Here is a 16,427-nt window from a genome sequence, read left to right on the forward strand (position 1 = left end):
ATCACGGCCGCGTTGGCAAGTGGGATCGCGCGTTGGGGGTCGGAGGGAACGACCCGCCACGCGCGATTCGACTCACCACGCGCGGGACGACCCGCCACGCGCGCGACCACCCGCGCAACCACCCCTCAGAACAGGCGGGTGTGCCCGCCCTCGATGCCGCGCATCGCGTCGTAGTCGAGCACCAGCACGCGGATGCCGCGGTCCTCGGCGAGGGTGCGGGCCTGCGGCGCCACGGTCTGCGCCGCGAGCACGCCCTGCACCGGACGCAGCATCGGGTCGCGGTTCATCAGCTCGAGGTAGCGCGTGAGCTGCTCGACCGCGTCGATGTTGGCGTTCCGCTTCATCTCCACGGCCACGCTCGCGCCGGCGTCGTCCCGCGCCAGGATGTCGACCGGCCCGATGGCGGTCATGTACTCGCGCCGGACCAGCGTGTGGCCGTCACCGAGGAGCTCGATCTGCTCGGACAGGAGCTGCTGCAGGTGGGCCTCGACCCCGTCCTTCACCAGCCCCAGGTCGACGCCGAGGTCGTGGGTCTGGTCCGCGATGACCTCGTGGATGCTGACGACGAGCTTGTCCTGGGTCTTCTTCTGCGTGACCGTCCAGACCTGCTCGATGCCGGCCGAGGCCTGGTCCTCGGAGGGCTCACCGATCTCGATCGAGCACGGCGGGCTCATCCAGTTCAGCGGCTTGTAGCTGCCGCCGTCCGAGTGGACGAGCAGCGAGCCGTCCGCCTTGAGCATGAGGAGCCGGGTCGCGAGGGGCAGGTGAGCCGCGAGGCGACCGGCGTAGTCGACGGAGCAACGGGCGATGACGAGACGCACCCGGGAAGCCTAACGGGCGTCGCGTCGCGCTCCGGTCGCGCTGGTCGCATCCGTCTCGTCGGTCGCGCCGGTTGCGCCGGTTGCGCCGGGTCCGGCCTGGAGGCTCGGGCCGGCCCCGGCGGTCCCGGTCGCCTCCGGCGTGCGCTCGCGGGCAGCACCGGATGCCAGACCCGCCGCGATGATGAACACGAACACGATGAGCAGGCCGTGGAGCAGGCCGAAGTGCTCACCGACGAGACCGATGATCGGCGGGCCGGCGAGGAACGCGACGTAGCCGATGGTGGCCACGGCGCTGACCCGGGCCGCCGCTGTGCGGGGGTCGTCCGCGGCGGCGGACATGCCCATCGGGAAGCCGAGCGACGCCCCCAGGCCCCAGAGGACCACGCCGACGATCGCCAGCGGCACGCTCGGCACGAAGATCAACATGCCGAGGCCCACGACGGCCACCGCAGCACTGGCGCGGAGCACGGGGACCCGGCCGAACCGGTCGATGAGCGGGCTGCCGGCGATGCGACCCGCGGTCATCGCGGCCAGGAACACGGTGAGCACGGCCGAGCCGCCGTCGTTCTCCAGCCCGTGGCCGTCGATCATGGCGAGGGGCAGCCAGTCGTTCGCGGAGCCCTCGGCCAGGGCCATGCCGAGCACGATCACGCCGATGAGCAGCGTCGACGGCTGGCGCCAGACGTCCCAGCGCGAGACCGGGAGCGGCACGGGGCTGGTGTCGGTGGCCTCGGCCTCGATGACCCGCTCGTCGCCGAACCAGCGGACGACGGTGACCATCGCCAGGCTCGTGACGATGCCCAGGACGATGAAGTGCAACGCGACCGGCACCTCGAGTCGCTCGGCCAGGGCACCGAGGCCGGCGCCGGCGAGCGTGCCGAGGCTGAACGCGGCGTGGAAGAGCGGCATGATCGTGCGCCCGCCGAGGCGCTCGGCCGTGGCGCCCGTGACGTTCATGGACACGTCGCACAGGCCGTTGCCGAAGCCGAACGCGATGAGGCTGATCCAGATGGCCGCGAAGCCCCAGCCGAGGCTGACCGAGATGCCGGCCATCACGAGCCCGAGGGCCAGGCAGACGGCGGCGATCTGCACGCCACGCTTGGCCCCGAGGCGCCCGACGATGTGGCCGGCGAAGGTCAGGCCGGCGATCGACCCGACGCTCATCCCGACGACGAGCAGTCCCATCGTCAGGGTGCTGGCGCTGAGCTCGTCGCGCACGCTGGGGATGCGTCCGAGCCAGGTGGCGATGTCGAGCCCCGAGAGCGTGAACACCACGAACACGGCGTTGCGCCACGCTCGGGTGCTCGGTGCGGTCGTGGTGGCGGACGCCGTCGTCATGGTGCTTCCGATCGAATCGATTCGAGTGGGGTTCTCCGATACGCTAACCGGCGATGGACGACACGGCAACACACGGCGGCGCGTCGGGGACTCCCCGGGCGGCAGGCGCTGTCCGAGCGAGCACGCGAGCTGCCCGGCCGACGCTCGTCGCCGTGGCCCGCGCCGCGGGGGTGGCACCGTCCACCGCCTCCCTGGCCTTCAGCGGCACCGGCCCGGTGTCCGAGGAGACCCGCGCCCGGGTCCTCGCCGCGGCGGCCGAACTCGGCTACGACGGGCCCGACCCGCGCGCGCGGTCGCTGCGCCGCGGCCGGTCCGGCGTCATCGGCGTCGTGATGGACGAGCGCCTGAGTGACGCGTTCCGCGACCCGGTCAACGTCCTGACGCTCGACGGCATCGCCGAGGTCGCCGGCGAGGCCGGGGCCTCCCTGCTGCTCGTCCGCAGCCCGCTCGACGACGAGCGCGGCGCCGGACCGCTCGTCGACGCCCCGATGGACGCCGTCGTGCTCGTCGGCTGCAACGTGCGCGTCGACCCCGCGGTCGCCGTGCTCCGTCGCCGCGGGATCCCCGTCGTCGCGATCGAGGCCGACGACATCGAGGGCGCGGTCCCGATCAAGCTCGACAACCGCGAGGGCTCAGCGCGTGCGGCCGAGTACCTCCGCGACCTCGGCCACGCCGCCGTGACGGTCGTCGCGCTGCCCCTCGACGCCTCGCACCACCGCGGGCCGATCAGCCCCGAGCGCTTCGCTGCCGGCGCTGCCTTCACCACCATGGAACGGCTCCGCGGGGTGTGGGACGTGTTCCCCGACGCCGTCGCGATTGAGGCCGGTGGCAGCTCGGTGGAAGAGGGCCGCGTCGCCGGCGCCGCGCTCTTCGCGGTCGACGGCAGCCGCCCGACCGCGGTGGTGGCGCAGAGCGACCTGCTCGCCGTCGGGGTGATCTCGGCAGCGCTCGAGGCCGGGCTCCGCGTGCCGGAGGACGTCAGCGTCGTCGGCTTCGACGGCATCCAGGTCGACGACAGCCTGTTCCACCGCTCCCCGATCCGGCAGCTGACCACGCTCGTGCAGCCCTTCGTGCAGAAGGGCCAGGCGGCGGCGCGGGCGGCCCTGGCGATGCTCGAGGGCGAGTCAGCCGAGGGCGCCGCGTTCCGCTCCGAGCTCCGCGTCGGCGACACGACGGCGGCCCCGCGGGGCTGAGCGCCCGGCCGCCTGCCCGCACCGTGCGCGGTCCCTCGCCCCGCCCGCACCGTGCGCGGACCCTCGGCCCGTGCGAGGTTGCGCACCCCGTGCGACCCGCCAACCTCGCACCGAGTGGCCATCCCCGCATCGAGCACCCGCACCGCCCGAAGCCGCCACCGCCCGCGCCCGTCCGTCGACCCCGCCTGCCCCTACCGCGCCATCGCGACGGCGATCCACCCCGGCCGATGCGCCCGCACGCCGAGCGTCACCGCGCGCACGCCGATGTACCCGAACGAGAACACCGCCCACAGCGACGCGAGCCCGTCCCCGACGAACCACAGCAGCGGCAGGTACACGACGAGGTTCACCGCTCCCGCGATCGCCAGGTAACGGGCGTCCCCAGCGCCGATGAGCACCCCGTCGAGCACGAACACGTACCCGGCCACAGGCATCCCCGCCGCGATGAGCACGAGCACGAGCGGCAGCGCTCCCCGAACCGCCGCCGAGTCCGAGAACACCGGGCCGAGCACCCCGCTGACCGCGAGCGTGATGAGCCCGAGCAGCACCCCGCCGCCGATGCCGAGCACGACGAGCCGCGTCGTCACGAGCCGCACCCGGTCCGCGTCACGAGCGCCGAGCGCGTGCCCGACGAGCGCCTGCCCCGCGATCGCCAGCGCGTCGAGCGCGAACGCCAGGGTGCTGAACACCGTCAGGCCGACCTGCGTCGTCGCCAGCCCGACCGTGCCGAGGCCGGCGGCCACCCCGACGGTCGCGAGCATCGCCACGCGCAGTGACGCCGTGCGCAGGAACAGCCAGGCGCCCGACCGCAGCGCCCGCACCACGCCCGACGCCCCGGGACGCAGCGGAGCCCCCACGCGACGGGCAGCCCGCACGGCGATCACCACGTAGACGGCGGCCATCGCCCACTGCACGAGCACGGTGCCGGCCGCCGAGCCCGCGACGCCCCAACCGAGCCCGTAGATCAGCAGGGCGTTGAGCAGCCCGTTCGCGACGAACCCCACCGACGCGACGACGAGCGGCGTCCTGGTGTCCTGCAGGCCGCGGAGCAGCCCGGTCGACGCCGTCACGACGAGGATCCCGGGCAGCCCGATGAGCGACACGAGGAGGTACGCGGTGGCCGCGGCGGACACCTCGGCCGACGCGCCGAACACCGACACGAGCGGTCCGGCGAGCGGCCAGCCGACCAGGGCCAGCACCACGCCGAGCACGAGCGCGAGCCACATCCCGTCGATGCCCGCGTGCACGGCACTCCGACGGTCCCCACCTCCGAGTGCCCGGGCCACCGCCGGTGTCGTCGAGTACGCCAGGAACACCAGCAGCCCCGTCACGGTCTGCAGCACGGCACTCGCGAGCCCGACGGCCGCGAGCGGGGCCGCCCCGAGGTGCCCGACGAGCGCGGTGTCCGTCAGCAGGAACAGCGGCTCGACGACCAGCGCACCGAGCGCGGGCAGCGCCAGCCGCACGATGTCGCGGTCGACGGCGCGGCGGGACGAGGGCATCAGGACATCATGCCGCCGACTAGCCTCGCCGTGTGGACGTCGTCGCGCTCGTTCCGGGGGCCGTCGGCCTGGCCCTCAGCCCGCTCACCGTCGCCTCGGTCGTCTTCCTGCTCGGACACCGCCGTGGGTACGGGTCCGCGGTGGCGTGCGCGACCGGTTGGATCACGACGATCGCCGTCGCGCTCGTGGTCGCGGTGCTCGTCGGCGAACGGCTGCCGTCGCGGACCGGTGCCGGGGGCACGCCCGTCGAGGCGCTCGTGGCCCTCGGCGCCGGCGTCGTGCTCCTCGCGCTCGCCGCCTGGCAGTGGGCGGTCCGTCGGCTGCCCGACGGGTCACCCGCCAGCTCCCGGTGGTCAGCGGCCATGGAGTCGATCGGTCCACGCCGCGCGTTCGGCGTCGGCGTCCTGTGGTTCGTGTCGAGTCCGAAGGCGCTGGTCCTGGCGCTCGGTGCCGGCCTGGCCTTCGGGGACGCCGATCCCGCAGCAGCCGAGACGGTCGTCGCCGGTGCGCTCTTCGTGCTCGTCGGGGGATCGACGGCGTTCCTGCCGATCGTCCTCGCCGTCACCCTGGGTGACCGTGCCAAGCGCGCGCTCGCCGCGATGCGTGGGTGGATCGCCCGGTGGGGTTCGGTGTTCCTGGTGGTCGTGCTGGTGCTGCTCGCGGTCGTCCAGCTCGTCACCGGCGCCGTCGGCCTGCTCGCCTGAGCGAGCGGTCACGTCTGGCCGGACGGGAGGCCGTGGTGCCACCGTCCGCGCACGCCGCGCCGGCGGGGCGGTCGCGACCACGGCCTCCTGTCCGTCAGCGACTCAGCGGCGGTCGGCGCGCGGTTCCGCCGGAACGGCACCGGTGGCCGCGTGCGCGGACTCCGAGGCCTCCGGCTCGGCGGGGTCGGTGCCCCGCGCCCGGCCGATCAGGTCCATCAGGTGGTAGACGACGATCGCCGCGACGGTGCCGACGATGATGCCGCCGAAGCTGGCCTGCCCGAACGAGAACGTGAAGTCGGCGATGCCGATGATGAGCGCGATGCCCGCGGTGAGCTGGTTCTTCGGCTTGGCGAAGTCGACGCGGTTCTCCACCCAGATCCGGATGCCGATGACGCCGATCAGGCCGTAGAGCGCGGTCGTCGCCCCACCGAGCACGCCGGCGGGCACCGAGGAGATGACCGCGCCGATCTTCGGGGACAGCCCGAGCAGGACGGCGGCGATCGCGGCGACCCAGTAGGCGGCCGTGGAGAAGACGCGGGTGGCGGCCATCACGCCGATGTTCTCGCCGTAGGTCGTCGTCGCGGAGCCACCGCCGATGCCGGCCAGGACGGTGGAGATGCCGTCGGCGAAGAGCGCCCGGCCGGTCAGCGGGGTGAGGTCGCGGCCGGTGAGCTGCCCGACGCCCTTGACGTGCCCGACGTTCTCGGCGACCAGGGCCAGGACGACCGGCACGAAGGCCAGGTAGATCGGCAGCTGCGCGGGGTCGAAGGCGGGCGCCGTGAAGGTCGGCAGGCCGATCCAGGGCACGTCGGCGACGGCGGAGAAGTCGACCTGCCCGGCGATCAGGGCGGCCACGTAGCCGACCACGACGCCGATGACGATGGACAGGCGCCCGATCAGCCCCTTGAAGAGGACGGTCACCAGGATGATCGCGAGCAGGGTGATGAGCGCGATCACGGGCGACTTCGTGAAGTTGTCGCGGGCGGCGGGCGCCAGGTTGAAGCCGATGAGCGCGACGATCGCCCCGGAGACGATCGGCGGCATCAGGCGGTCGATCCAGCCGGCGCCGGCCAGGTGCACCACGAGGCCGACGACCGCGAGCAGCGCACCGACGACGATGATGCCGGACAGCGCGAGCGGGATGCCGCCGATCTTCGTCGCGGCACCGATCGGGGCGATGAACGCGAACGAGGACCCGAGGTAGCTCGGCAGGCGGTTGCCGGTGATCAGCAGGAACAGGATCGTGCCGATGCCGCTGAAGAGCAGCGTCGTGGACGGCGGGAACCCCGTCAGCAGGGGCACCAGGAACGTCGCGCCGAACATCGCCACGACGTGCTGCACGCCCAGGCCGATCGTCCGCGGCCAGGTCAAGCGCTCGTCCGGCGCCACGATCGTCGTCGCGGAGACGGTCGCGCCGTCACCGTGCAGCTTCCACGGAAGTCCCATGCGATGACCGTACCGGCCAGCGACCAGCCCGTGGACGTCCTGTGGAGGACTCGCCGGGGGGACCTGCGGGGGCCCGGTGACTATCGTGGAGCGCATGACCGACGTCGCAGGCACCACCGGAATCCGAACCGACGAACTCGACCCTGACGTGTCCCCGAAGGACGACCTCTACCGGCACGTCAACGGGAAGTGGATCGCGGCGACGCCGATCCCCGACGACAAGGCGCGGTACGGCTCGTTCACGGTGCTGGCCGAGGCGGCAGAGGCCGCCGTGCGCACGATCGTCGAGCGCTCGCAGCAGGCTCCCGAGGGCACCGAGGAGCGCAAGGTCGGCGACCTCTACACGGCCTTCACCGACGAGGTCGCACTCGAGGCGCTGGGCACCGGTCCGATCGAACCGCTCCTCGCCGAGATCGCCGCGATCGAGACCACCGCCGACGTCGTCCGGATGGTCGGTCGCTTCGAGCGCCTCGGCCTGCCGAGCTTCATCCAGCTCTTCGTCGACAACGACCCGGGCGACCCCGACTCCTACGTCGTCTTCCTCGAGCAGTCCGGGCTCGGCCTGCCCGACGAGTCGTACTACCGCGAGGAGCGCTTCGCCGACATCCGCGCGAAGTACCGCGAGTTCGTCGCCGCGATGTTCCCGCTCGCCGGGTTCGAGGCCGGGGCCGAGCGCACCGAGCACGTGGTCGCGCTCGAGACGGCGCTCGCCGCCGCGCACTGGGACAACGTCGCCACCCGTGACAGCCAGAAGACCTACAACAAGCTCCCGTGGGCCGAGGTCGCCGCGCTCGCACCCGGCGTCGACCTGCAGCTCTGGTGGGAGGCCATCGGCGCCCCCGTCGGCGCCTTCGAGACCGTGGTCGTCCGGGAGCCCTCGTTCCTCACCGGCCTCGCCGAGCTGCTCCGCGACCAGCCGCTGACCGTCTGGAAGGACTGGCTGGCCTGGCAGGTCATCCGGGGTTCGGCGCCGTACCTGACGAGCGCGTTCTCGGCGACGAGCTTCTCGTTCTACGGCACCGCACTCACCGGTGCGCCCAAGCAGCGCGAGCGCTGGAAGCGCGGTGTCTCGCTCGTCGAGGGCGCCATGGGCGAGGCCGTCGGCCGGATCTACGTCGCCGAGCACTTCGACGAGACCTCGAAGGTCACGATGGACGACCTCGTGGCGAACCTGGTCGAGGCCTACCGCCAGAGCATCACTGCGCTCGACTGGATGACCGACGAGACCCGGGCCCGTGCGCTCGACAAGCTCGACAAGTTCACGCCGAAGATCGGCTACCCGGTGAAGTGGCGCGACTACTCCGCGCTGCCCGTCGCACCGGACGACCTGCTCGGCAACGTCCGCGCCGTGGCGTCGTTCCAGGTGGACCGCGAGCTCGGCAAGATCGGCACCCCGATCGACCGCGACGAGTGGTTCATGACCCCGCAGACGATCAACGCGTACTACAACCCGGGCTTCAACGAGATCGTGTTCCCGGCCGCGATCCTGCAGTTCCCGTTCTTCGATGCCTCGCGCGACGCCGCCGCGAACTACGGCGCGATCGGGGCCGTCATCGGCCACGAGATCGGCCACGGCTTCGACGACCAGGGCTCGCAGTACGACGGTGACGGGCGCCTGCAGGACTGGTGGACCGAGGCCGACCGCCAGGCGTTCGAGGAGCGCACCAAGGCCCTCATCGCGCAGTACGACGTCCTCGTCCCGACCGAGGTGCCCGACGGCCACGTCAACGGTGCGCTCACGATCGGCGAGAACATCGGCGACCTCGGCGGCCTGTCGATCGCGTGGAAGGCGTACCTGATCTCCCTCGACGGCCAGGAGCCCCCCGTCATCGACGGCCTGAGCGGTGCCGAGCGGTTCTTCCTGAGCTGGGCGCAGGCCTGGCAGATGGCGATCCGCCCGGAAGAGGCAGCCCGCTTGCTGACGATCGACCCGCACTCGCCGACCGAGTTCCGCTGCAACCAGGTGGTCAAGAACATCGACGTGTTCTACGACACCTTCGGCGTGACGGAGCAGGACGCGATGTACCTCGACCCCGCCGAGCGCGTCGCGATCTGGTGATGGTCGAGCCGGACGCGGCACCGTCCTCGCGGCGGCGTCGCCAGGACGGTCGCTCCGGCGCGGGCACCCGTGCTCGGGGACGACACCGCGGCGGGGCGGAGGACCGCTTCGTCGCGACGGTCGACGCCCTCGGGTCCCTGGCGCACGACGGCGCAGGCGTCAGCGCGTCGGTCATCGACACGTCTACCGGCCGGGCACTGCTGGCCGTGGACGACCGACTGGTGCAGCCCGTCGGCAGCCTCGGGCGGGTGCTGCTCCTCACCGAGGTCGCGGCACGGCTCGAGGACGGCCGGCTGCACGGCGACCGGCTGCAGCGGATGGCGCGCGACACCGCGACCGGGCCGGGCCTCTGGCAGTTCCTGCAGGAGCCGACCATGCAGGTCCCCGACCTCGCGACGCTGGTCGCGGCGACCGCCGACGCGTGGGCGACGAACGCGCTGCTCTCGCTGGTCGGGATCGACGCCGTCCGCGAGCGTGCCGAGGCGCTCGGGGTCGAGCGCTCGGCGTTCATCGACCGGGTGCGGGACCGGCGTGGTCCCGACGACGCCCCCGACATCGCCGTGGCGGCCTCGGGTGAGCTCAGCTGGCTGATGCGCGGGCTCGCGCTCGGCGAGGTCGTCGACGAAGGGGTCTCGAACCGGGTCCTCGGGTGGCTGTCCCTCGCGGCCGACCTGTCACTCGTCGCCGGGGCCTTCGGTCTCGATCCGCTGGCGCACCGCGCACTGGACCACGGCCTCCAGGCGGTCTCCGTCACCGGTGTCGGACGCGGGGTCCGTGCCGAGGCGGGGGTCCTGCGGGGCCCGGGGTCCTCGGTCAGCTACGCGGTGACGGTGACCTTCGCTGACGACACCCTCGACCAGCGGCTCGCCGTGGTGGACGCCCTGCGCACGATGGGCACCGAGGTCCTCGAAGCGGTGCACACGACCGTCACCCGCTGAGCAGCGACAGCGCGGACGCAGAACTGCCCCGACACCCAGGTGTCGGGGCCGTTCCGCAAGGAGCCTCAGCCGTGCTTCTTCGCGGCCTTCGCGATCTTCTTCGCGAGCTTCTTGCGTCCCTTGCGGGCGCGCGGGTCGTTCCACATCTTGCGGGCGGTCTCGCCCTTGGACTGCTTGATGACCGGGCGGTTCGACCGCGATCCGATCACGAACGCGATGAGCACGATGGCTCCGATGACGATGACGCGGTTGCGCATGGGGTGTCCCTTCGGTGGTGGGTGCCGGCTGGTCAGCCGGTGACCCGTCGTACGAGGTCGGTGATGATGGGCCACACGTCGCCGGCCCGGTCGGCGGACCCGACGGCGACGGTGACGAGCGGGTAGACGGTCACGGCGATCGTGACCAGCACCGCGAGGACCACGGGGATCCACGCGGCCACGCTACGGCGTCTGGTCACCGCGAGGACCAGCAGGCCGAGGACCACCAGGCCGCCGAGGACCGTGACGAGCGTGACCCGGATGACCGGGAACGGCACCAGGCCGGCCGTCGTCGCGGTCACGCCGCCGAGGAAGCCGACGAGCGGCAGGAAGCCGGCGGTGAAGACGAGCAGGACGACCAGCACACCGACGACCGTGGCGATCCAGACGCCGCGGGCACGGGGCGGACGCTCGCGCCCGAACCGACGGCCGCTGCGTCCGGACCAGGCGGTCATGCGCGGGAGTCCGGCGTCGTGTCCGCGGTGGTGCGGGCGTCGTCGGCTGCGGCCCGGGCCTCGTCAGCGGCGTCGCTGGCGTGCTCGGCACCGGCGTCCACGGATGCCGTCGCCTGGTCGGCCTCGGCGTCGACGACGTCGTGCAGCTGGTCAGCGGCGCTCGCGGCGGCGTCCCGGGCGGCGTCGGCTGCGTCCGCGGCCTTCTCGGCCACGTCGGACGCCACGTCGGCGGTGCGGTCGTGGGCGGTGTCGACCGCGTCGGTGGTGGCGTCGACCGCGTCAGCGGTGCGGTCGCCGGCGGTCTCCGCGGCGTCCTCGACGGCGTCGCGGGCGTGGCGGGCGGTCTGCTTCGCCGAGTCGGCCGCGGCGGCGGCGGTCTCGGAGGCGCGTTCGAGCGCCTCGGACCCGGCGGAGCGGGCACGGTCGGCGGTCTCGCGGACCTGGTCGGAGACGTCCGAGGCGGTGGCACGCACCTGGTCCGTGGCGTCCTTGACCGCGTCGGAGGCCCGGTCGATCACGGAGGGCTCGTCGTCGAACGGTCCGTGCACGTCGGTCACGTGGACCTCGACGTGTGCGGGGCGCTGCGCGATCTGCCCGACCGCGTGCGACACCTGTGAGCGGACCTCCTCGGCGACGGTCGTGACGGGGTGGGGGTACTCGACCACGAGCGACACCCGGACGTCGAGCGCCGCGTCGGCGTCGTCGACGGTCACGCCGAGGGCGCTGCCGGCACGGCCGAGGCGGGAGCGCACCTGGTCGGCGGCCCGCTCCACCAGGCTGCCGAGGTGGTGGACCCCGTCGACACCGAGTGCGGTGACGGCCGCGGTCCGAGCAGCGATCGTGAGGGTGCTCGCGTCCTCGGGCAGTGGCTCGGTGAGCGACGCGGGCAGCTCCACGTCGATGACGTGCGTGCGGGCGTGGGTGTCGTTCTGCATGGTCTCTCCTCCTCGGTCTGTGTGCGTCCGGTGCCGGACAGGCGACGACGGGGCACCCGTGGCGGGTACCCCGTCGTCGTCGGTGTGGGTGTCCTACTTCTTGAAGACGTCCTTGACGTCCTCACCGGTCTGCTTGACGCTGGCCGAGGCCTGGTCCTTCTTGCCCTCGGCGACCTTGGAGTCGTCGTCGGTCGCGTTGCCGAAGGCCTCCTTCGCCTTGCCGGCGATGTCCTGAGCGGCGTTCTTGATCTTGTCGTCGAGTCCCATGAGGGGTCCTTTCTCGAGGTGGGCGCGAGCCCGGTGGGGTGGTGGGTTCGAGCCGGGAGGCTCTGGGTGCGTCCGCGGGCCGGCGTCAGCCGACGCGGGACGGCTTGGCGAGGACCGAACGGGTCCCGCCGGTGAGGTGGACGAGCACGGGGACCGGCCGTCCGAGGGTGCGGTCCAGGACCGCGAGGGCGTGGTCGACGGCGTCGAGCACGGCGACGGCGTCGCCGCCGCGGCGCACGGCCACCTTGATCCGCGCGGCACGCTGCCGACGGACCAGGAAGACGTCGACCTTCGCGTTGACGACGTCCCGGACCTCGCGGAGCTCGTGCTCCACGACGTCACGGACGAGCGCGACGTTGATCGTCACGGCGTCGTCTCCGGAGCGTTCCCGGACGGCGATGGAGGTCCCGCCGCCGCCGCGGGTGAACACCCAGATCAGTGCGATCACGATGACGACCGCGCACGCCACGGCCACGATCCACAGCGACTCCGCGGGGACGTCGAGGCTGCGGGGCAGCTCGAGGTACGGCTTGACCGCGTCGCGGACCGCGGGGAGCACGCCGGCGCCGATGGTCAGACCGACCAGGACGGCGACGAGCCCGAGGACGAACAGGATGATGCGGTTGAGGGTGCGGTTGCTCTTGGTCATGACAGCGTCCCCTGTTCTGCGATGCGGACCTTGACCCGACGACCGAAGCGCTCGTCGAGCTGGCCGAGGCGTTCCTTGACGGCGTCGCGCACGACGCCCTCGTCCACGGCGATGCCGGAGACCGGGACGACCCGCACCTCGGTGCTGGTGCCACGCGACGTGGCGGTGGTGTTGCCGTCCGGGACGCCCGCTGCGGTGCCGGCGGCGTTCGCTGCCGTGGCCGCGATGATGCGGGTGTCGATGATGACCGCGCCACGGTCGTGCGGCACGGGGGAGCGGTGCTGTCGACCGGGCTTCAACGCCAGGACGACCAGGACGATCCCGAGCACGACGAGCACGCCGGCGATCACCTCGGCGATCGTGACGAAGGCGGCGTCCGGGCGGAGCGCGGTGTCCACGGCCGTCTGCGGGTCGGCGAGCAGGGGTGCTGCGCCGACCGCGCGGAGGACGGACTCGGTGCCGATCCAGGCGGCGACCAGGGCGAGCACCACGAGCGCGACGGACACGGCGGTGGAACGGGAGCGGTGTACGCTCCGGCGCCGGATGCGTCGCTCGACGCCACTGGCGCCGTTGGGACTGCTGCTCATGATGGTCTCCTAGCGGACCCGGGTGTCGTGCTCGCGCACGATCCCGGTCAGTTCGATGTGGGCACTGCCGACCCGACGGCCGGTGAGCTCGCTCACGCGGTCGCGGACCTCGGAGGCCGAGGTCGTGGCCCGGCCGACGAGGTCGTCGGACGCGGCCATCGGGCCGGTGACGTCGAGTGCCAGGGACCCTCGGTGGTCACCGAGGGTCACCCGGACACGACGGGCCGGAGCACCGAGGTGTTCGGCGGCCACGGCGCGGGCGCACGAGGTCAGGGCGCGCGCCGTGATCTCGACGCGGCCCGGGACCTCCGGGCCGCCGGTCACTTGGAGCTCCGGCGTCCGGTCAGCACGTCGGTCAGGGCACCGCGGTCGATGCGTCCGGACACGAGGGCGGCCACGAGGGCGCCGATCGCGGCGAACACGACGACGAGGACGAAGCCCCAGAAGCCGAACTGCAGTGCGACGACTGCGAGGACGGCGCCGATCAGGGCGCCTGCGAGTGTGGTGCTCATGCGACGCGCGCTTCCTTCTTGTCGTCGTCCTCGTCGTCGTCACCCGGGATGAAGACGTCCTGGACGGTCACGTTGACCTCGGCGACCTCCATGCCGACGATCTGCTCGAGGGCACGGGCGACCGAGGAGCGGACGCCCTCGGCGACCTGCTGCAGCGGCACCGGGTACTCGGCGACGATGGTGATGTCAGCGGCGACCTGCTTCTCGCCGACCTCGACCTTGACGCCCTGCGAGAGGTCGCGCTGGCCGATGGCGTCGCGGATCGCACCGATGGCACGGGCTGCGCCGCCACCGAGGCCGTGCACGCCGTTGACCTCGCGGGCGGCGATGCCGGCGACCTTCGAGACGACGGTGTCGTCGATGACGGTCTTGCCGGTGGTGGAGCCGTTCGTGTTCGCGTGCGAGCGGGTCGCGTTCGCGGTCGTCGCAGCGGTGGTGGGGGTGGTCGTGGTGTCGGCCATGGGTGTCTCCTTCCGAGGGCCCGCCGGGTGTTCCCAGCGGTTGCTGTTCACGGATGAGACGGGCTGGGGTCGAGAGAAGTCACACGCCGATCGCGGTTCCCAGACTTCTGCCAGACAGCGGGCCGTTCCAGCGGTTCTTGTCCCCCGTTCTGTGGACGAGTCAGCGCTCGACGCCGTTTTCGTCCGCCGGGTTGCGTTCTGCTCGGGCGGCGGTCGCGGCCCGGACGGCACGCAGGGACGCCATCGGTGTGGTGCCGCACTCGTCCTGGAAGAGCTGCTGCAGCCGACGGGGACGTACCCCGGTCGCGTCGGCGATCGCCTGGACGGTGAGGGGCTCGTCGGCGTGCTCGGCGATGAACGCCAAGGCCTGCCGGACGCGTGCGGAGGGCTCCCCGGTCGCGACCTGCGGGCCACGTGCTGCCGCGCGCGTCTCGCCGGGGCTCTCACCGAAGCGTTCTCGGTACGTGGCGGCGAACCGGCCGGCGTTCGTGAAGCCCCAGCAGCGCGCGACGTCGATGACCCCGTCGGTGGCGTCGCCGTGCAGGAGCTGTCGGCGGACCTCGTCCAGGCGGTGGTCGCGGAGGAACCGGCTCGGGGCGACCCCGAGCGTGCGGACGAACACGTCCTGCAGGCTCCGTTCACCCAGGCCCGCGGCGGCGGCGATCGCCCCGACCGACGGCCGCTCGCGCGCATGGTCCTCGATGTGGCGGATGGCGTCGCGCAGCCGGTTGGCGAGCGGGACGTCGTCGTCGACGTCCCGCAGGGGGAACGTGTCGAGGACGACGACGGCCAGGCGGCGGTTCAACGCCGTGCGCATGGCCCCCTGCACCCGGTCGTCGAGGAGCGCCGGGGTGAGTTCGCGCAGCAGCCGTCGGAGTGGCTCGCGCCGGGCGACGACCTCGTCCTGCTGGGCGAACAGCAGCGGGCCGTCGGGCTGCCGGTAGCCGAGCTCGCGTCCGACCGCCCGGAGGAACCGGTCCGCGACGTGCACGCCGTTGTAGACGGTCTCCTCGGACTCGAACCGGTAGGCCTCGGACGCCGAGGCGATGTAGGGCGCGCCCGGTCGGACGACGCGGACCCGGTCGGCGAAGTGCATCTCGAGCGTGCCCTGGGACAACCAGAAGACGACGTGGTCCTCGCGCGGGCCGATGACGCCCGTGCGCCGCCCGCCCGTCGCGCGCATCGTCCGGAGGGACAGGTCGTCGTCACCGACCACCGTGTACTCGTACCGGGTGCCGGGCGCGACCCGCGTCTGGGTCGCGAACTCCGACCCGCGGTACTCCGAGCTGAAGATGGCGTCGTAGTCGGTGCCGTCCTCGTCCGAGAACCGCAGTCGGCGGAATCCGTTGGACGACGTGCTCACGCGCCCATCCTCACATCCGTGCCCACACCGGGTCGATGACCGTGGTCGGGGGACATCGCCCGACGCTCCGTCCGGTCCGGAGGACACTCAGGGTGCACGAGCACACTCGCCAGCACACGGCAGCGATGCCGCCCACGCACCCAGGAGGCCGACCATGGCAGGCAAGCACGAGCAGATCCGCGGCGAGTCCGACCGCGCCGACGGCGTCGAACCGGCCGCCGGCGCCTTCGTGGACAGCGACATCCCGGGCGAGGCCACGCCCCGCTCCGAGGAGCCCGTCGGCGAGTTCGTCGAGAGCGACATCCCGGGCGAGGCGACGCCGACCAGCACGGACACCGACGGCGAGTACGTCGACAGCGACATCCCCGGCGAGGGCGTGGACGAGGACACCGCACGGGCCTCGGCCGAGGTCGGCCACTACGTCGACACCGGCACGGGCACCGACGACACCGAGAACGGCTGAGTCCGCGTCGTCAGTCGACGAGCTGCGCCTGCGTGAGCAGGCGCAGCGTCTCGACGCCCGCCGGCGGGCACCGGTCCGAGTCCCGCGACGTGACCCACTCGACCTCGTCGACCTCTGCGGAGGCGACGGGCGCGGCGGCGTCCAGCGGGCCTCCCGGCCTGGCCAGGAAGAGCGTCATCGCGACCACCGTGCCGGGCGCCTGCCCGTGGGCCGGTTCGGTCACGACCGCGAACTCGTCGACGTCGGCTGCGGTGAACCGCAGGCCGGTCTCCTCGAGGGCCTCGCGCACCGCGGCCTGCACGGCCGTCTCGCCGGGCTCGACCTTGCCGCCGGGCAGGTAGAGGACGTCACGTCCGCGCGCCCGCACCATCAGGACGCGGCGGTCGCGCACCAGCAGGAGTGCGCTCACCTGCAACACGGCCTGTGGGCCCACGTGCCCCGGTTCCGGCGCGACGCGGAGCGGCGGGCCGGCCGAGG

Annotated in this window: 20 protein-coding genes; 5 read left to right on the plus strand and 15 right to left on the minus strand. The window is 72.8% G+C overall.

What is annotated here, in order from left to right:
- Nucleotides 1-125 precede the first annotated feature (125 nt).
- Nucleotides 126-821 (minus strand): endonuclease NucS, encoded by a 696-nt coding sequence (nucS, locus tag ITJ54_RS07170; protein ID WP_194626875.1) that lies wholly within the window; start codon nucleotides 819-821, stop codon nucleotides 126-128.
- A 9-nt stretch (nucleotides 822-830) separates the two neighbouring features.
- Complete coding sequence (locus tag ITJ54_RS07175) at nucleotides 831-2,159, minus strand: MFS transporter (RefSeq protein WP_194626877.1); 1,329 nt, start codon at nucleotides 2,157-2,159, stop codon at nucleotides 831-833.
- A 53-nt stretch (nucleotides 2,160-2,212) separates the two neighbouring features.
- On the opposite strand from ITJ54_RS07175, the gene ITJ54_RS07180 reads away from it, so the two are divergent.
- On the plus strand, nucleotides 2,213-3,352 hold the full coding sequence (locus ITJ54_RS07180; RefSeq protein WP_194626879.1) for a LacI family DNA-binding transcriptional regulator: 1,140 nt from the start codon (nucleotides 2,213-2,215) through the stop codon (nucleotides 3,350-3,352).
- A gap of 191 nt (nucleotides 3,353-3,543) precedes the next feature.
- Here the strand turns inward: ITJ54_RS07180 and ITJ54_RS07185 are convergent, their stop codons facing one another.
- Nucleotides 3,544-4,854, minus strand: a complete 1,311-nt coding sequence (locus ITJ54_RS07185; protein ID WP_194626881.1) for an MATE family efflux transporter — start codon at nucleotides 4,852-4,854, stop codon at nucleotides 3,544-3,546.
- A 32-nt stretch (nucleotides 4,855-4,886) separates the two neighbouring features.
- Between ITJ54_RS07185 and ITJ54_RS07190 the strand changes: the two genes are divergently transcribed.
- Nucleotides 4,887-5,558 carry a GAP family protein gene (locus ITJ54_RS07190; RefSeq protein WP_194626883.1) on the plus strand — a complete coding sequence of 224 codons (672 nt, stop codon included), beginning with the start codon at nucleotides 4,887-4,889 and terminating at the stop codon, nucleotides 5,556-5,558.
- 102 nt (nucleotides 5,559-5,660) lie between these two features.
- On the opposite strand, the gene ITJ54_RS07195 is transcribed toward ITJ54_RS07190, so the two are convergent.
- Nucleotides 5,661-7,004, minus strand: a complete 1,344-nt coding sequence (locus ITJ54_RS07195) for a uracil-xanthine permease family protein (protein WP_194626885.1) — start codon at nucleotides 7,002-7,004, stop codon at nucleotides 5,661-5,663.
- A 94-nt stretch (nucleotides 7,005-7,098) separates the two neighbouring features.
- Between ITJ54_RS07195 and ITJ54_RS07200 the strand changes: the two genes are divergently transcribed.
- Both ITJ54_RS07200 and ITJ54_RS07205 read left to right on the plus strand, forming a co-directional pair.
- Nucleotides 7,099-9,063, plus strand: a complete 1,965-nt coding sequence (locus ITJ54_RS07200; RefSeq protein ID WP_194626887.1) for a M13 family metallopeptidase — start codon at nucleotides 7,099-7,101, stop codon at nucleotides 9,061-9,063.
- A complete protein-coding gene (locus ITJ54_RS07205) occupies nucleotides 9,063-10,001 on the plus strand; it encodes a serine hydrolase (protein WP_194626889.1) in 939 nt (312 codons plus the stop codon). Before ITJ54_RS07200 ends, ITJ54_RS07205 begins: the two co-directional genes overlap by 1 nt.
- A gap of 65 nt (nucleotides 10,002-10,066) precedes the next feature.
- Here ITJ54_RS07205 and ITJ54_RS07210 read toward each other — a convergent pair whose 3' ends face one another.
- From ITJ54_RS07210 to ITJ54_RS18270, 10 genes are all read right to left on the minus strand, one after another.
- Nucleotides 10,067-10,258 (minus strand): hypothetical protein, encoded by a 192-nt coding sequence (locus ITJ54_RS07210; RefSeq protein WP_194626891.1) that lies wholly within the window; start codon nucleotides 10,256-10,258, stop codon nucleotides 10,067-10,069.
- 32 nt (nucleotides 10,259-10,290) lie between these two features.
- Entirely contained in the window at nucleotides 10,291-10,713 is a 423-nt protein-coding gene (locus ITJ54_RS07215; RefSeq protein WP_194626893.1) for an MFS transporter permease, read from the minus strand.
- On the minus strand, nucleotides 10,710-11,648 hold the full coding sequence (locus ITJ54_RS07220) for an Asp23/Gls24 family envelope stress response protein (RefSeq protein WP_194626895.1): 939 nt from the start codon (nucleotides 11,646-11,648) through the stop codon (nucleotides 10,710-10,712). The genes ITJ54_RS07215 and ITJ54_RS07220 overlap by 4 nt, the downstream gene beginning before the upstream one ends.
- Before the next feature lie 93 nt (nucleotides 11,649-11,741).
- Nucleotides 11,742-11,915, minus strand: a complete 174-nt coding sequence (locus tag ITJ54_RS07225) for a CsbD family protein (RefSeq protein ID WP_194626897.1) — start codon at nucleotides 11,913-11,915, stop codon at nucleotides 11,742-11,744.
- Nucleotides 11,916-12,000: 85 nt separating this feature from the next.
- Nucleotides 12,001-12,564 (minus strand): hypothetical protein, encoded by a 564-nt coding sequence (locus ITJ54_RS07230; RefSeq protein WP_194626899.1) that lies wholly within the window; start codon nucleotides 12,562-12,564, stop codon nucleotides 12,001-12,003.
- Complete coding sequence (locus tag ITJ54_RS07235; RefSeq protein ID WP_194626901.1) at nucleotides 12,561-13,151, minus strand: DUF6286 domain-containing protein; 591 nt, start codon at nucleotides 13,149-13,151, stop codon at nucleotides 12,561-12,563. The genes ITJ54_RS07230 and ITJ54_RS07235 overlap by 4 nt, the downstream gene beginning before the upstream one ends.
- A 9-nt stretch (nucleotides 13,152-13,160) precedes the next feature.
- Nucleotides 13,161-13,475, minus strand: a complete 315-nt coding sequence (locus tag ITJ54_RS07240) for a hypothetical protein (RefSeq protein WP_194626903.1) — start codon at nucleotides 13,473-13,475, stop codon at nucleotides 13,161-13,163.
- The gene (locus ITJ54_RS07245; RefSeq protein WP_194626905.1) at nucleotides 13,472-13,663 is read right to left on the minus strand and encodes a DUF2273 domain-containing protein; all 192 of its coding nucleotides are present in this window, start codon (nucleotides 13,661-13,663) and stop codon (nucleotides 13,472-13,474) included. The genes ITJ54_RS07240 and ITJ54_RS07245 overlap by 4 nt, the downstream gene beginning before the upstream one ends.
- The gene (locus tag ITJ54_RS07250) at nucleotides 13,660-14,124 is read right to left on the minus strand and encodes an Asp23/Gls24 family envelope stress response protein (RefSeq protein WP_194626907.1); all 465 of its coding nucleotides are present in this window, start codon (nucleotides 14,122-14,124) and stop codon (nucleotides 13,660-13,662) included. The genes ITJ54_RS07245 and ITJ54_RS07250 overlap by 4 nt, the downstream gene beginning before the upstream one ends.
- 160 nt (nucleotides 14,125-14,284) lie before the next feature.
- On the minus strand, nucleotides 14,285-15,487 hold the full coding sequence (locus tag ITJ54_RS18270) for an AraC family transcriptional regulator (protein ID WP_194626908.1): 1,203 nt from the start codon (nucleotides 15,485-15,487) through the stop codon (nucleotides 14,285-14,287).
- A 154-nt stretch (nucleotides 15,488-15,641) separates the two neighbouring features.
- Between ITJ54_RS18270 and ITJ54_RS07260 the strand changes: the two genes are divergently transcribed.
- Nucleotides 15,642-15,950, plus strand: coding sequence for a hypothetical protein (locus ITJ54_RS07260; protein WP_194626910.1), 309 nt, complete (start codon nucleotides 15,642-15,644; stop codon nucleotides 15,948-15,950).
- A 10-nt stretch (nucleotides 15,951-15,960) separates the two neighbouring features.
- Here ITJ54_RS07260 and ITJ54_RS07265 read toward each other — a convergent pair whose 3' ends face one another.
- Nucleotides 15,961-16,359, minus strand: coding sequence for an NUDIX domain-containing protein (locus ITJ54_RS07265; protein WP_323741622.1), 399 nt, complete (start codon nucleotides 16,357-16,359; stop codon nucleotides 15,961-15,963).
- Between the last annotated feature and the right edge of the window lie 68 nt (nucleotides 16,360-16,427).

The organism is Curtobacterium sp. VKM Ac-2865 (assembly GCF_015350905.1).
Lineage (GTDB): Bacteria > Actinomycetota > Actinomycetes > Actinomycetales > Microbacteriaceae > Curtobacterium.

Excerpts from the sequence above, each read along its gene's own strand:
- ITJ54_RS07175 (WP_194626877.1), bottom strand. The coding sequence starts at position 2,159 with ATGACGACGGCGTCCGCCACCACGACCGCACCGAGCACCCGAGCGTGG.
- ITJ54_RS07180 (WP_194626879.1), top strand. The coding sequence starts at position 2,213 with ATGGACGACACGGCAACACACGGCGGCGCGTCGGGGACTCCCCGGGCG.
- ITJ54_RS07185 (WP_194626881.1), bottom strand. The coding sequence starts at position 4,854 with ATGCCCTCGTCCCGCCGCGCCGTCGACCGCGACATCGTGCGGCTGGCG.
- ITJ54_RS07195 (WP_194626885.1), bottom strand. The coding sequence starts at position 7,004 with ATGGGACTTCCGTGGAAGCTGCACGGTGACGGCGCGACCGTCTCCGCG.
- ITJ54_RS07200 (WP_194626887.1), top strand. The coding sequence starts at position 7,099 with ATGACCGACGTCGCAGGCACCACCGGAATCCGAACCGACGAACTCGAC.
- ITJ54_RS07205 (WP_194626889.1), top strand. The coding sequence starts at position 9,063 with ATGGTCGAGCCGGACGCGGCACCGTCCTCGCGGCGGCGTCGCCAGGAC.
- ITJ54_RS07210 (WP_194626891.1), bottom strand. The coding sequence starts at position 10,258 with ATGCGCAACCGCGTCATCGTCATCGGAGCCATCGTGCTCATCGCGTTC.
- ITJ54_RS07215 (WP_194626893.1), bottom strand. The coding sequence starts at position 10,713 with ATGACCGCCTGGTCCGGACGCAGCGGCCGTCGGTTCGGGCGCGAGCGT.
- ITJ54_RS07220 (WP_194626895.1), bottom strand. The coding sequence starts at position 11,648 with ATGCAGAACGACACCCACGCCCGCACGCACGTCATCGACGTGGAGCTG.
- ITJ54_RS07225 (WP_194626897.1), bottom strand. The coding sequence starts at position 11,915 with ATGGGACTCGACGACAAGATCAAGAACGCCGCTCAGGACATCGCCGGC.
- ITJ54_RS07230 (WP_194626899.1), bottom strand. The coding sequence starts at position 12,564 with ATGACCAAGAGCAACCGCACCCTCAACCGCATCATCCTGTTCGTCCTC.
- ITJ54_RS07235 (WP_194626901.1), bottom strand. The coding sequence starts at position 13,151 with ATGAGCAGCAGTCCCAACGGCGCCAGTGGCGTCGAGCGACGCATCCGG.
- ITJ54_RS07245 (WP_194626905.1), bottom strand. The coding sequence starts at position 13,663 with ATGAGCACCACACTCGCAGGCGCCCTGATCGGCGCCGTCCTCGCAGTC.
- ITJ54_RS07250 (WP_194626907.1), bottom strand. The coding sequence starts at position 14,124 with ATGGCCGACACCACGACCACCCCCACCACCGCTGCGACGACCGCGAAC.
- ITJ54_RS07260 (WP_194626910.1), top strand. The coding sequence starts at position 15,642 with ATGGCAGGCAAGCACGAGCAGATCCGCGGCGAGTCCGACCGCGCCGAC.